At 68.0% G+C, this 13,630-nt stretch carries 13 protein-coding genes; 6 read left to right on the forward strand and 7 right to left on the reverse strand.

The window, feature by feature from the left end; translation table 11 throughout:
* Positions 1–4: 4 nt before the first annotated feature.
* Genes LE197_RS30700 through LE197_RS30710 form a run of 3 tightly spaced genes read right to left on the reverse strand, consistent with a single transcriptional unit; the run spans position 5 to position 2,765 of the window.
* Positions 5–793, reverse strand: coding sequence for an ABC transporter permease (locus tag LE197_RS30700; RefSeq protein WP_003112952.1), 789 nt, complete (start codon positions 791–793; stop codon positions 5–7).
* A complete protein-coding gene (locus tag LE197_RS30705; RefSeq protein ID WP_003112953.1) occupies positions 790–1,719 on the reverse strand; it encodes an ABC transporter permease in 930 nt (309 codons plus the stop codon). The genes LE197_RS30700 and LE197_RS30705 overlap by 4 nt, the downstream gene beginning before the upstream one ends.
* Positions 1,716–2,765 (reverse strand): ABC transporter ATP-binding protein, encoded by a 1,050-nt coding sequence (locus LE197_RS30710; RefSeq protein ID WP_003112954.1) that lies wholly within the window; start codon positions 2,763–2,765, stop codon positions 1,716–1,718. The genes LE197_RS30705 and LE197_RS30710 overlap by 4 nt, the downstream gene beginning before the upstream one ends.
* A gap of 327 nt (positions 2,766–3,092) precedes the next feature.
* On the opposite strand from LE197_RS30710, the gene LE197_RS30715 reads away from it, so the two are divergent.
* Positions 3,093–4,058 (forward strand): SdiA-regulated domain-containing protein, encoded by a 966-nt coding sequence (locus LE197_RS30715; RefSeq protein ID WP_073666718.1) that lies wholly within the window; start codon positions 3,093–3,095, stop codon positions 4,056–4,058.
* Between the two features lie 39 nt (positions 4,059–4,097).
* Here LE197_RS30715 and LE197_RS30720 read toward each other — a convergent pair whose 3' ends face one another.
* Positions 4,098–6,041 carry an autotransporter outer membrane beta-barrel domain-containing protein gene (locus tag LE197_RS30720; RefSeq protein WP_019371361.1) on the reverse strand — a complete coding sequence of 648 codons (1,944 nt, stop codon included), beginning with the start codon at positions 6,039–6,041 and terminating at the stop codon, positions 4,098–4,100.
* A 289-nt stretch (positions 6,042–6,330) separates the two neighbouring features.
* On the opposite strand from LE197_RS30720, the gene LE197_RS37195 reads away from it, so the two are divergent.
* Positions 6,331–7,056, forward strand: coding sequence for a CatB-related O-acetyltransferase (locus LE197_RS37195; protein WP_003117873.1), 726 nt, complete (start codon positions 6,331–6,333; stop codon positions 7,054–7,056).
* A gap of 42 nt (positions 7,057–7,098) precedes the next feature.
* On the opposite strand, the gene LE197_RS30730 is transcribed toward LE197_RS37195, so the two are convergent.
* Positions 7,099–7,431, reverse strand: coding sequence for a YegP family protein (locus LE197_RS30730; RefSeq protein WP_003117874.1), 333 nt, complete (start codon positions 7,429–7,431; stop codon positions 7,099–7,101).
* Between the two features lie 122 nt (positions 7,432–7,553).
* Positions 7,554–8,225 (reverse strand): ribose-5-phosphate isomerase RpiA, encoded by a 672-nt coding sequence (gene rpiA / locus LE197_RS30735; protein WP_003084386.1) that lies wholly within the window; start codon positions 8,223–8,225, stop codon positions 7,554–7,556.
* A gap of 258 nt (positions 8,226–8,483) precedes the next feature.
* On the opposite strand from rpiA, the gene ilvA reads away from it, so the two are divergent.
* From ilvA to LE197_RS30755, 4 genes are all read left to right on the forward strand, one after another.
* On the forward strand, positions 8,484–9,998 hold the full coding sequence (gene ilvA / locus LE197_RS30740) for a threonine ammonia-lyase, biosynthetic (protein WP_003110582.1): 1,515 nt from the start codon (positions 8,484–8,486) through the stop codon (positions 9,996–9,998).
* A 119-nt stretch (positions 9,999–10,117) separates the two neighbouring features.
* Entirely contained in the window at positions 10,118–10,585 is a 468-nt protein-coding gene (locus tag LE197_RS30745; protein WP_003112958.1) for a DUF2269 domain-containing protein, read from the forward strand.
* A gap of 50 nt (positions 10,586–10,635) precedes the next feature.
* Positions 10,636–11,907: an SDR family oxidoreductase gene (locus LE197_RS30750; RefSeq protein ID WP_073666717.1), complete on the forward strand. Its 1,272-nt coding sequence runs from the start codon at positions 10,636–10,638 to the stop codon at positions 11,905–11,907.
* On the forward strand, positions 11,904–12,371 hold the full coding sequence (locus LE197_RS30755; RefSeq protein ID WP_003084393.1) for a DUF2269 family protein: 468 nt from the start codon (positions 11,904–11,906) through the stop codon (positions 12,369–12,371). The genes LE197_RS30750 and LE197_RS30755 overlap by 4 nt, the downstream gene beginning before the upstream one ends.
* Here the strand turns inward: LE197_RS30755 and LE197_RS30760 are convergent.
* Positions 12,344–13,582, reverse strand: a complete 1,239-nt coding sequence (locus LE197_RS30760) for an MFS transporter (RefSeq protein WP_196752344.1) — start codon at positions 13,580–13,582, stop codon at positions 12,344–12,346. The two genes, LE197_RS30755 and LE197_RS30760, sit on opposite strands and share 28 nt — an antisense overlap.
* Positions 13,583–13,630 lie beyond the last annotated feature (48 nt).

Below are 13,630 nucleotides of genomic sequence, written 5' to 3' on the forward strand. Positions count from 1 at the left end.
GTTCTCAGCGGCGGCGTTGGCCGAGGTAGTACGACAGGGCGACGAAGGCGATGGAAATCATGAGGATGATCGAGGAAATCGCATTGATCTTCGGGGATATGCCCATGCGGATGGAACTGAAGATGTACACCGGCAGGGTGGTTGCGCCGGCGCCGGCGACGAAATAGGTGATGACGAAATCGTCCATCGAGATGATGAACGCGAGCATCGCCCCGGACAGCACGCCGGGCATCAGCAGCGGCAGGGTGATTTTCCAGAAGGCCTTCCACGGCGAGGCGTAGAGGTCGGCGGCGGCCTCCGCCAGGCGCGGGTCCAGGCCCTCCAGGCGGGCGCGGATCGGCAGGTAGGCGAAGGGGATGCAGAACACGATGTGGGCGATGAGGATGGTGAACAACGACAGCTTCAGGCCGATGAAGGAGAAGAACATCAGGGTCGCCACCGCGGTGACGATCTCCGGCACCAGCAGCGGCAGGCCGAGAACGCCGTTCATCAGGGTCTGCCCGCGGAAGGCGCGACCGCGCATGCCCAGCGCGGCGAGGGTGGCCAGGACGGTCGAGGCCAGGGTGGCGAGGGTGGCGACGAGCAGCGAGTTCTTCGCCGCGCGGAGGATTTCCGGATCGTTGGCCACCACCGCATACCATTTCAGGCTGAAGCTCTCCCAGAGCGTCGCCGACTGGCCGCTGTTGAAGCTGAGCACTACCAGCACCAGGATCGGGATGTAGAGGAAGGCGAAGAACAGCCAGGCGGCCTGGCGCACGCCGCTGAAGGTCCAGAGTGGATTGCGGCCGTTCATGGCTGGCCTCCGCCGGCGTTGGCCCGGAAGCGCAGGTTGTAGATCAGCATCGCCAGCAGGACGAAGGCCAGCAGGGCGAACGAAAGGGCGGCGCCGAACGGCCAGTTGTGCGCGGTACCGAATTGCAGCTGGATCAGGTTGCCGATCATCAGCGCCTTACCGCCGCCGAGCAATTCCGGAATGATGTAGCTGCCCAGGGCCGGGATGAATACCAGGATGCAGCCGGCGACTATCCCCGGCATCGCCAGCGGCACGATCACCCGGCGCAGCGCTTTCCAGCGGTTGGCGCCGAGGTCGAATGCCGCCTCCACCAGGCGCCAGTCCATCTTTTCCAGGCTGCTGTAGATCGGCAGCACCATGAACGGCAGGTAGGTATAAAGGAGGCCGATGATCACCGCGTTGTCGGTATAGAGCAGCCCCAGCCCGGTGTCGGTCAGGCCGATGCCTTGCAGGCCGGCGTCCACCAGCCCGCCGTTGCGCAGCAGCAGGATCCAGGCGTAGACCCGCACCAGCAGGTTGGTCCAGAACGGCACGGTGACCAGGAACAGCAGCAGGTTGCGCCGGCGTTCCGGTTGCAACGCCAGGTACAGCGCGGTGGGGAAGCCGAGCGCCAGGCAGCCGAGGGTGGTCAGCAGCGACAGCCAGAACGAGCGCTGGAAGATGCCCAGGTAGTCGGCGTTGAACACCAGGCTGTCGTCCAGGTCGCGTTCCCAGAGGAAATTGAGGTAGGCCTCCAGGCTGTGCTGGCCCCATTTCACTCCGCCGTAGTCGCCGGATTGCTGGATCGACACGGCGAACATGATGCCCAGCGGGATCACCAGGAACAGCACCAGCATCAGCATCGCCGGGCTGCTCAGCAGCAGGCGCCGACGCAGCTGCCGGCGTTCGGCCGACTGTTGCGCGGTAGGTCGGCCGGCGGTGCTCATTCGGCAAGCACCCGGATGGCGGCGGCGGGAATCCGCACCCGCACCTTCGCCCCCGGACTGTGCGGGCAGCGTGCGCCGTCGCGGTTCTGCTGGCGCACGCGGAAGCCCGGCTGTCCGGCCACGTTCAGGTGGTAGACGGTATCGGTGCCGACATAGACGATGTTTTCCAGCACGCCTTCCAACTGGCCGTCGGCGGCCAGTTCGGTGCGCTCCGGGCGGATCGCCAAGGTCACAGCGCCGCTGCCCGGGGTCGTCGCGGCCAGCCGCTGGCCGTCCGCCAGGCGCACGCCGTCGGCGTCGGCCTGGCCCTCGAGGAAGTTGGTTTCGCCGATGAAGTCGGCGACCGCCCGGTTCAGCGGCGCCTCGTAGATGTCGCTGGGCGTGCCGACCTGCAACACCTTGCCCTTGCTCATCACCGCGATGCGGTCGGACATGGTCAGCGCTTCCTCCTGGTCGTGGGTGACGAAGATGAAGGTGATCCCGGTCTCGTGCTGCAGGCGCTTCAGCTCGATCTGCATTTCCTTGCGCAGCTTCAGGTCCAGCGCCGACAGCGACTCGTCGAGCAGCAGCACCTTGGGCCGGCTGGCCAGCGCGCGGGCCAGGGCGATGCGTTGCTGCTGGCCACCGGACAACTGGTCGGCGCGGCGCTTGCCGACCTCCGGCAGCTTCACCAGGTCGAGCATGCGGCTCACGGTGGCGTCGATCTCGCTGCGCGGGCGGCCCTGCATCTCCAGGCCGAAGCCGATGTTGTCGGCGACGCTCATGTGCGGGAACAGCGCATAACTCTGGAACACCGTGTTGACCGGGCGGCGGAACGGCGGCAGGCCTTCCATGTGTTCGCCATAGAGGCGGATGCTGCCGGAACTGGGCTGTTCGAAGCCGGCGATGAGGCGGAGGAGGGTGGTCTTGCCGCAGCCGGAAGGGCCGAGGAGGGTGAAGAATTCGTTGGCGTGGATATCCAGGGACACATCGTCAAGGGCCTTCAGGCCTTGGCCGGGGGTACCGAATTCCATGCAGATCCGCTCGATGGCTATCGCGCTGGTCATGCTGAATTCCATGCAGTCAAGCAGTTGTTATTGTTGAGGTTTTGCGGTTTCTGGGGCCCGCTTCACCTGCTGCGGTTCGATAATGACCGGGGCGCCGCGGGCGCAGAACGATAGATGCGGCCAATAAGGGATCGAACAGGCCAATCTGGTGGCGCTGGAAGAAGACTGCGGATGCTCTCTTGTCGTCTCTTTCGGACAGGAAACTCGGACCTGTCCGAGTCGCCCGGGCGGCTGGCTGACTTTAAGCTTGGCTTCAGCCTGGAGCCGTAGCTTGCGTAGGAAAGGTCGGGCGCAGCCCGTTTCCATACAGCGTACAGGCTCTATGCTATGACTATCCACGCCCAAACTCCCGAGCCGTTTTCCATGTCCCGAGCTTTCACGCCTCGCCGTCTGCTGCTGGCCGTCCTGCTGGTCGCGCTGTCCGCGCTGGTCCTTCTCGGCCAGAGCTTCCGGGTCTTCGACCGGGCCTGGTTCGCCGTCCAGGAGTGGCGTCACGCCGATGCCTGGAAAGAGCGCTCGATATGGCTGCCGGACTACCGCGTGCGGATCGAGGCGCAGCCCATCGAGGGGTTGAACGACGACGTTTCCGCGCTGACCTTCGATTCCGACCGGCGCACCCTGTTCACCGTGACCAACCAGCCGGCGCAGATCATCGAGCTGTCCTTGCAGGGCAAGGTACTGCGGACCATCCCGCTGACCGGCTTCGGCGACGCCGAGGCCATCGAGTACATCAGCCGCGGCGTCTACGTGATCACCGACGAGCGCCAGCAACGCCTGGTCAAGGTGCGCCTGGAGGACGACACGCGCTTCATCGACGCTGCCGATGCCCAGCAGCTTTCGCTGGGTATCGGCCTCAACGGCAACAAGGGTTTCGAAGGGCTAGCTTACGACGCCGAGGGCAAGCGCCTGTTCGTCGCCAAGGAGCGTGACCCGGTGCGCATCTACGAGATCCACGGTTTCCCCCACACCCAGGCGGACAAACCGTTCGCCGTGCACGTGGTGGACGACCCCGGGCGCGACAAGCGCCTGTTCGTCCGCGACCTGTCCAGCCTGCAGTTCGACGAGGGCACCGGGCACCTGCTGGCGTTGTCCGACGAGTCGCGTCTGGTAGTCGAGCTGGACACCGACGGCGAGCCGGTCAGCACCCTGTCGCTGCTGCGCGGCATGCACGGCCTGAAGCGCAGCGTGCCGCAGGCCGAGGGCGTGGCGATGGACGACCGTGGCGTGCTCTACCTGGTCAGCGAGCCGAACCTGTTCTACGTGTTCAGCAAGGACGAGCCGGCGCAGCCCTGACGCGGCATACGGGGACGGCAGGAGCGTCCCCTGGCCCGCTCAGAACTGCCAGTTCACCCCGAGCGAATAGCCCGCCTGGTTGCCTTCGCTGTGGGCGAAGCGGCTGTTGGCTTCGGCGAAGACCCCGAGCTGCTCGGTGATCGCCAGTTGCGCGCCAAGCTGGGCGCGGCCGAAATCCTTGTCCACGCCGCCCATGTCGGCGACCCGGACACGCCCGTCGCCGCGGCTGGTCAGGTCCATGTCGTCCAGGCGTCCGTCCGCCAGCTCGCGGACCCAGCGCAGGCTGGCGTAGGGTTGCAGGCGCATTCTCGCGCCCAGCGCCAGCTCGCCGCGCAGGCGCCAGCCGAGACTCGCCTCCAGCGAGTCGTAGTCCTGCTTCTCGTAGCCGAGTGCGGTACGCAGGGCCTCGTCCTCGCGGAAGTCGTCGATGCGGTAGTGCATGTAGTCGAGGCCGGCCAGCGGCCCGCTCCGCAGTTCGCCGAAGCTGAAGTCATAGCCGCCTTCCAGCCGGGCGCCCCAGGACCAGGCCGAGGTGTCGCCCGACAGACGCTGGTCGAGCAGCACCGGCCCGCCGGCGGCCTGGAGGTAGACCGAACGCTTGCTGTCGTAGCGGGTATGCCCGAGGTTCAGCTCGCCGGCCAGCCATTCCGGACCGCCGTCGTTGTACAGGCCGAACAGGCCGAGCTGCCAGGTGTCGCCCTCGATGCGCCCACCATGGTCCAGCTTGTCGCGGCTGCGCTGGAAGGCCAGGCTGCCGCCGAGGGTCAGGGCCTCGCTGTAGCGGTAGTCGCCGAGCAGATGCACGCCGGCGCGCCTGGACTCCGGATTGCCAGGCATGTCGAAACCGCTGTCCGGCGAGACCTCGCCCTCCGCGCCCACCTCGCCGTCGAAGCTGCCTACCGGCCGGTTGCTGCCGAGCAGGGTCAGCCAGCGGCGGTCGTGCAGGCGGGTCAGTGCCTGATGCTGGCGCTGCAACTGGTCTTCCATCTGCCGCGCCAGGGCGCCGCCGGAGGCGGTGGAGGCCAGCAGGTCGGCGTTGGTCAGCTCCAGCACCAGGCGCGTCAGCAGGCGGGAAAAGTCGCGCATGCGTTGCTCGATGCGCTCCTGGCCGAGGGCGTTGGTCAGTACTTCCTTGTTGTCCTCGGCCGGGTCGTGCCAGGTTGAGCCGCCGGGAATCGCCGGGTTGTCGGTCTGCTCGTAGCCGTCCAGGTCGCCCAGTTCCCAGTTGGTCGCCTCGATGAACAACACCGGGATGTCCATCCCGTTGAAGCTTTCGCCGTCGCTGCAGCAGCCGGTACCCGCCGGGTATTCGGCGTTCAGGCCGGGGTTGGTGAACAACGGGATGTCCAGCTCGCGGGCGATGCGCAGGATCTGTTCGCGGTAGGCGCCGAGGGCCGGGCTGGACACGCTGTTGGAGCCGGCATGGGCGTACATCTTGTCGCCGGTGACCAGGCTGTCGAGGTTGATCATTCCCAGCAGGTTGGCGCGCTGGCTGGCGTCGAGGGACTCGACGTAGGCACGCGAACCGCGCAGGCCTTCCTCCTCGGCGCCGAAACCGACCACCTCGAGGCCGTTCTCCAGGGCGATGCCGCCGAGGTTGCGGGCGATCTCGGTGAGCACCGCCGCGCCCGAGGCGTTGTCGTCCAGGCCCTGCAGGGTCGGGCGACCGTAGTAGGTGTCGTAGTGCGCGCCGAGTACCAGGAACTTCCCGCTGCTACCGGGCGCCGAGGCGATGACGTTCTGTGAACTGCGGTTGCCGGCCCAGGTGAAGTCCTGGCGACTGGTCTGGTAGCCGAAGCCCAGGCGCGACTGCATCAGTTCGCTGGCGCCGGCGAAGCTGGCGGTGCCGCGATAGCGGCCCGGGTAGTCGGTGATCAGGCGCTCCAGGGTCTCCCCGGCGTATTCCCCGTATTGGTAGGCGTTGGCGCCCAACGACAGCGCGGCACATCCCAGGCCTACAGCGACAGCTAATGGTTTGAACACGGCACTTTCCTCTGTGTCGGTACGATGGTGCATCGAATGATGCTCGCGCCGCGGAAAGCAGGATGCGGACCGTTTCATGTCCCGGTGGCACGAAGTGACGCCTGGTCGACCTGCGGTGTCGCCAGGTTGTAAGAAGCGTCGCTCCTGGCGATGGGCGGGAAGCTTCGTGCTGGACGTAGTGTTACCGGCGATAGCCGGTACTGGGGCGTGACTTCCCGTTTCGGGGCTTGGTAACCGCGAGCGGTCGATTTACAGTGCTCGCCCTGCCGATCTCCTGGATACCCGTCGCATGAACATTTTCCGCGAAGCCCTGCTCAACCGTCGCCTGAAGAAGGCCCTGGCACGTCACGGTTGCCGCATGGCCAGCGGGGTCGAGACGCTGCGCGACGGCACGCAGGTGACGCTGGAGCCGAACGTGAAGCTGGGCAAGGCGAAGATCCATTCGCCGGCACTGGAGGTCGGCGCCTATACCGACGTGGTCAGCGGCTGCGAGTTCTTGGAGGTGGCCAGCATCGGCCGCTTCTGCTCGATCGCCACCGGGGTGGTGATCGGTCAGCCGCGCCGCTCGCATCCAATGCACTGGCTGAGCACCCACGCCTTCACCGCCAATCCGAAGCTGTTGCGCAAGCCGTTGCAGCCCGAGCGCGAAGCGACCCCGGCGCGGATCGGCCACGATGTATGGATCGGGCGTGACGCGCTGATCCTCGATGGGGTGGAGATCGGCACCGGCGCGGTGATCGGCGCGCAATCGCTGGTCAATCGCGACGTGCCGCCCTACGCGGTGGTGGCGGGCTCGCCGGCGCGGGTGCTCCGCTATCGCTTCGCGCCGGAGCTGATCGAGCGACTGCTGGCGAGTCGCTGGTGGGAGTTGCCGCTGGACGTGCTTGGCGAATTGCCGCTGGACGATCCGCAGGCCTGCGTCGAGGCGCTGGAGCGTCGGCCGCCGCAGGCGTGCCAGGAGGCGCGGCGCTTGCGCATCCGGCACAAGCCGTTCGCCATCGAATGGCTGTCCTGAGGCCCGCAGCCGCCGCCGGTGTCGACGGCGGCCAGGGCTGGGTCAGCTTTCGTCGCTGAGACCGGCTTCCGGCGCTGCGCGCTTCACCGACTGCACGCCGGCTTCGGCGTTGGCCTGGCTGGCATAGAGCTGGCTCTGGCCGACGACCTGGCCATTGGTGGCCTTGAGTACGAAGTGGAACTTGCCGTTGCTGGCCGGCTTGACCTCGAAGGCACCGTCGCGCTGGGAGTTCTTGCGCACCGACTCGATGCCGCCGAGCGCCGAGTCCTTGGCCTTGTACAGTTCGCTGGTGAGAATGATCTCGCCGTTGGCGGCATGCAGGTTGAAGTGGAACTGGCCGTCTTTCGCTTTCTTCAGATGGAATTTGGCTGCCATGTCTAGCTCCTTGTTCACAGGGTGAGGCGGATCGCAACGGACCAGCCGTCTGCTGAGACACAGCGTAGCCGCTTTTGTTGCAGTGTCGCCCCGCTCCGGTCATCGGCCTGGGGCGAGCGGGCTCAGGCCTTGAGGGTCTTGACGCCGTCGGCGGTGCCGAGCAGCAGCAAGTCGGCCGGGCGGGCGGCGAACAAGCCGTTGGTGACCACGCCGACGATGGCGTTGATCTTCTCTTCCAGTTCCACCGGGCTGTCGATGCGCAGGTTGTGCACGTCGAGGATGATATTGCCGTTGTCGGTCAGCACGCCTTCGCGGTAGACCGGATCGCCGCCGAGCTTCACCAGTTGGCGGGCGACGTGGCTGCGAGCCATCGGGATGACCTCCACCGGCAGCGGGAACTGGCCGAGGATGGGCACCAGCTTGCTGGCATCGGCGATGCAGATGAAGGTCTTGGCCACCGCGGCGACGATCTTCTCGCGGGTCAGCGCGGCACCGCCGCCCTTGATCAGCTCCAGGCGCTCGTTGCTTTCGTCGGCGCCGTCGACGTAGAACTCCAGCTCGCTGACCGTGTTCAGCTCGTAGACCGGGATGCCATGCTCCTTCAGGCGCTTGGCGGTGGCCTCCGAACTGGCTACTGCGCCGTCGAACTCGGCCTTGTGGCGGGCCAGGGCATCGATGAAGAAGTTGGCGGTGGAGCCTGTGCCGACGCCGACGATGCTCTTGCTGTCGAGGTGCGGAAGAATGTGGTCGACGGCGGCCTGTGCCACTGCCTGCTTGAGCTGATCCTGGTTCATCCCGGGTGCCTGTCTGGTTGCCTGGCCGGCCGTCCCGGCGGCGCAGGCGGAGGGTGCGCGCGGCCGGGGCGGCCCGGCGGGTTTCCGGCACGTCCTGTGCCGCTGCGATACGAAGGGACGAATTATAGCGGCCTGGCGTCCTCCGGTCTTGCCCCGGATGACCGGCAGTCGCGGTGTTTTCCTGCGGCGCGCCGGTAGTCCGCCCGGCGGGCCTGGAGTAGACTCCGGGCTTCCGTGAAGTCCGCCGAACCGCCTCCGATGCTCGAACAATACGTCAAGAAGATCCTCACCTCGCGCGTCTACGACGTCGCGGTGGAAACGCCCCTGCAACCCGCCCGCCAGTTGTCCGAACGCCTCGGCAACCAGGTCCTGCTCAAGCGCGAGGACCTGCAGCCGGTGTTTTCCTTCAAGATCCGCGGCGCCTACAACAAGGTCGCGCAGCTCACCGAGGAGGAGAAGGCCCGCGGGGTGATCGCCGCCTCGGCCGGCAATCACGCCCAGGGCCTGGCCCTGGCGGCCAAGCGGCAGGGGATCAGGGCGGTCATCGTGATGCCCAAGACCACCCCCGAGATCAAGGTCCAGGCGGTGCGCGCCCACGGCGCCAAGGCGGTGCTGCACGGCGACGCCTTCCCCGAGGCGCTGGCCCACGCGCTGAAGCTGGTCGACGAGAAGGGCTACACCTTCGTCCATCCCTACGACGATCCGGACACCATCGCCGGCCAGGGCACCGTGGCCATGGAGATCCTCCGCCAGCAGCCCGGCCGCCTCGATGCGATCTTCGTCCCGGTGGGCGGTGGCGGACTGGTCGCCGGCATCGCCGCCTACGTCAAGTACCTGCGTCCGGAGATCAAGGTGATCGGCGTCGAGCCGGACGAGTCGAACTGCCTGCAGGCGGCCATGGCCGCCGGCGAGCGGGTGGTGCTGGGCCAGGTCGGGCTGTTCGCCGACGGCGTGGCGGTGGCGCAGATCGGCCAGCACACCTTCGACATCTGCAAGGACCACGTCGACGAAGTGATCACCGTCAGCACCGACGAGATCTGTGCGGCGATCAAGGACATCTACGACGACACCCGCTCGATCACCGAGCCGGCCGGCGCGCTGGCGGTGGCCGGGATCAAGAAGTACGTCGAGCGCGAGCGCGCCGAGGGGCAGACCCTGGTGGCGATCGACTCCGGCGCCAACGTCAACTTCGATCGCCTGCGGCATGTCGCCGAACGCGCCGAACTGGGCGAGCGCCGCGAAGCGATCATCGCGGTGACCATTCCCGAGCGGCCGGGCAGCTTCAAGGCCTTCTGCGAGGCGGTCGGCAAGCGCCAGATCACCGAGTTCAACTATCGCTACCACAGCGGCAGCGAGGCGCACATCTTCGTCGGCGTGCAGACCCACCCGGAGAACGACCCGCGCGAGGCGCTGGTGGCCTATCTGCGCGAGAAGGGCTTCCCGGTCCTCGACCTGACCGACAACGAACTGGCCAAGCTGCACATCCGCCATATGGTTGGCGGCCATGCAGTGAAAGTCAGCGACGAGATGGTGTTCCGCTTCGAATTCCCCGAGCGGCCCGGCGCGCTGTTCAACTTCCTCACCAAGCTCGGCGGGCGCTGGAACATCTCGATGTTCCACTACCGCAACCATGGCGCGGCCGACGGCCGGGTGGTGGCCGGGTTGCAGGTGCCGGAAGACGAGCGCCACCTGATCCCGCAGACCCTGGAGGCGATCGGCTATCCGTACTGGGACGAGACCGCCAACCCGGCCTACCAGCTGTTCCTCGGCTGACCCGCGGCGGCTCGCCGACACGGGCTGCTAAGCTTCACGGGCAGGTGATCTCCTTCCTCGGGAACTGAGCCCGCCCCCGGCCCCTCAAACGGGCCGGGAACACGGACAAGGATGCGCTGATGGAACATTTTCTCCAGATCAAGATTCTCCACGGAGTCGCCACCGTGCTGCTGTTCGGCGGCCTGCTCGGCCTGGCGTTCTACGCCTGGCGCAGCTGGCGGACGGGCGACGCGGCTCGGGTCGCGCGCGGTTTCAAGCGGGTCCGCCTGATCGGCTGGCCGCTGCTGGGGCTCAGCCTGCTGGCCCTGCCGGTCAGCGGCTGGTGGCTGGTGCACCTGGCCGGCTGGCCGTTGGGCCAGAGCTGGCTGCTGTTCGGCGCCTGCCTCTATCTGCTCGGCTGCATCTTCTGGCTGGTCCTCGCCGGCCGCCTGGCGCGGGTCCAGCACCAGGCCGGCGCCGCCGAGACGGCGGGGGCCGCGCTGGGCGAGCAGACCCTGCGCGAGATCAAGGTGGGCCTGGTCATGGCCCTGCTCGGTGCGGCCAGCTTCATCGCGGTGGCGGTACTGATGGTCAGCAAGCCGCTCTGAAACGCCAACGAAATGGACTTCACCGGCCTTCGCCGGTTCTGTAGGAACGCATGCGTATTCTGCTGGTAGGCGCGGGAGGTTTCGTCGGGCGGCACCTGCTCCCGGCGCTGCTCGCCGCCGGACACGAACTGCTCCTCACCGCGCGCCGCCCGCCGGTCGATGCGCCTGCCGGCGTACGCTGGCTGGCGCTCGACCTGGAGCGGCTTGCGGAAAGGCCGGACAGCTTCGCCTGGCCCGCCGGGGTCGACCTGCTGATCAATGCCGCCGGCACCATGAGCCTCGACGAGGCGAGCATGGCTCGCGTCCAGGACAGCGGCGCGCGAACACTCTTCGACCTCGCTGCAGCCCATGGGGCGAAGGTCCTGCAGATTTCCGCGCTGGGCGCCGGTGCGCACCCGGACGTGGCCTTCCTCGCCAGCAAGGCGGCGGCCGACCGCCACCTGCTGGAACTGGGCATCCCGGCGCTGGTGCTGCGCCCGTCCCTGCTGCTGGGGCCGGGCGGCGCCAGCAGCGCCTGGCTGGAACGCCTGTCGCCGCTACCGCTGATTCCCTTGCTGGACAATCGCGCGCGCCTGCAACCGCTGCATGTCGAGGACCTGGTCGGCGCGGTGCTGGCCTTGCTGCGCCGCTGGCCGGAGCGGGCGCAGGTGATTCCGCTGGTGGGTCCGCAGGCGCTGACCCAGGGCGAGCTGCTGGACGAGCTGCGCCGCGCCCAGGGTTGGCCGCGCGGCCGCTATGTGGTGCCGCCCGCGGCGCTTCTCGATGCGTTGGGCGGGCTTGGCCGGCGTGCTGGCTGGCGGACACTGAGTCCATCGATGCTGAAGCTGGTGCGCCACGACAACCTGGCCGACCCGGCACTCCTCGATGAGGCCTGCGGCTATCGTTGCGCGCCGCTGGCCAGTCGGCTGCTCGGCTGGCCGCAGGCGGCACGCAGCCTGGCGGCTCTGATGCGGCCGCTGATGCTGGCGGCCCTGGTGCTGATCTGGCTGGGTACCCTGGTCGCCTGCCTGGGGCCGGGTTACGGCTGGGGCCTGCGGATCCTCGGCGAGGCCGGCATCCACGGCTGGCCGGCGAGCCTGGCGGTGATCGCCGGGGCCCTGCTCGACGGCGCGCTCGGCGTCGGCCTGCTGCTCCGCCGCTGGCGTCGGCGCGCGCTGCTGGCGCAGTTCTGGCTGATGCTTGGCTACAGCCTGGCGATCAGCCTGATCCTGCCGCACTACTGGTACGACCCCTACATGGCGGTCGGCAAGAACATCGTGCTGATGGTGGCCACGCTCTGGCTGCTGGGCGACGAACCTCGAACCAGGGAGGCCCGTGGATGAACCTTTACCTGCTGCTGAAGACCCTGCATATCCTTTCCTCGACCATTCTCTTCGGCACCGGCCTGGGGTCGGCCTACTACGCCCTGCGTGCCTGGCGCAGCGGGCAGTTGCCGGTGATCGCAGTGACCTTCCGCCACCTGGTCACCGCCGACTGGCTGTTCATCGCCACCACCGCGGTGTTCCAGCCGCTCAGCGGCCTGGCCATGGTGCATGTCGCCGGCTGGTCGCTGGCCCAGGGCTGGTTGCTGTGGAGCCTGGGCCTCTACGTGTTCGCCGGGCTCTGCTGGCTACCGGTGGTGTGGTTGCAGATCCGCGTACGCGACATGGCCGAGGCGGCCTTGCGCGAGGCGCGGCCCATCGAACCGCTGGCGTACCGCTACATGAACGCCTGGTTCATCCTCGGCTGGCCGGCCTTCATCGCCTTCATGGTCATCTTCTACCTGATGGTCAACAAGCCGGTCTGAGGGTCCGCTCGGCGCAACCAGAGCAACGCCAGGACCAGGAACGCCAGGGAGCCGCCCCAGTACAACCAGGCGAAGCCGCCGGGCCGCTCCAGCAGGAGGAAGGCCAGGGCCGGGCCCAGCGCGGCACCGAGGTCCTGGACGATGGAGTAGCGGGTCATGAAGCCGACCACGTCGCCGGCGCGGGCGACGTCGGCGGCGAGGGCGTCGGTCAGGGTGGTGAGGGCGGTGGCGACCAGCATCACCAGCAGGGCGATGGCCAGCCAGGCGAGAATGGGCAGCCTGCTGGAAAGCAGGCCGAAGCCCATTGCGCCGACCAGTAGCGCAGCCACGTAGAAGCGCCGACGCCCGCGCGGGCCATCCGACCAGGCGCCGAAGCGCCCGGCCAGCCAGGGCTCCCAGGACCAACGCAGGGCCTGGATGATCCCGGAGAGGCCGGCGGCGCTGAGCGCCAGGCCGAGCAGGCTGACCTCGGTGCCGAAGCTGCGGGCGATCAGCGCGCTCAGGGTGGCGGCGAGCACGCCCTGGATCAGGAGCGCGGTGGCGAAGCCGCTGAGGATCACCAGGCCGCGCGGCGGCGGGCGCCTGGCGACGCTGGTGGATGCCGTTGCGGCGGAGGTCCGCGCATGTCCGGCGGGATTCTCCGGCAGGTCGAAACCCTTCGCCAGCAGCGGCAGGCCGAGCAGTGCCAGGAGCGCGAAGGACAGCGCCAGCGCCGGCAGGCCGAGGACCGGCACCAGCAGCCCGCCGAGCAGCATGCCGACCAGGCTGCCCAGGCGGTAGAGGCCGTTGTACAGGCCCATGGCGTGGCCGCGCTGGTGGTCGGCGGCGCAGTAGACCACCGCCGAGAGCCCGCCGATGCGGAAGAACGACCAGCCGATCCCCCACAGTCCGCGCAGCAGCACCCAGGCCAGGAAACCGCTGGCCAGGCCGTAGCCGGCGGTGCTCAGCACGCCGATGACGACCGCCAGGAGCAGGCCGGTCTTCAGTGCCAGGTGCTTGTACAGGCGGCCGATCAGCGGATTGAAGGGCAGGCGGATCAGGCGGTTGATCGACAGCAGCACGCCGACCTGCCAGAGCGCCTCCAGGCCGACCTCGTGCCAGTAGATCGGTAGGGCGATATAAAGCATCGAATCGCCGGCCAGGCATAGCGCGGTGACCAGGGCGACGATCACGACCGGCCGCAGCGAGCCGGGAGCGGGGGTGTGGAGCATCCTGGGTCCGCCGTGGCGCCGCCCGTCGGACGGCGCGCCTGTCAGTGG

The sequence above is a fragment of the Pseudomonas sp. PS1(2021) genome (assembly GCF_020405165.1).
Classification (GTDB): Bacteria; Pseudomonadota; Gammaproteobacteria; order Pseudomonadales; family Pseudomonadaceae; genus Pseudomonas; species Pseudomonas aeruginosa.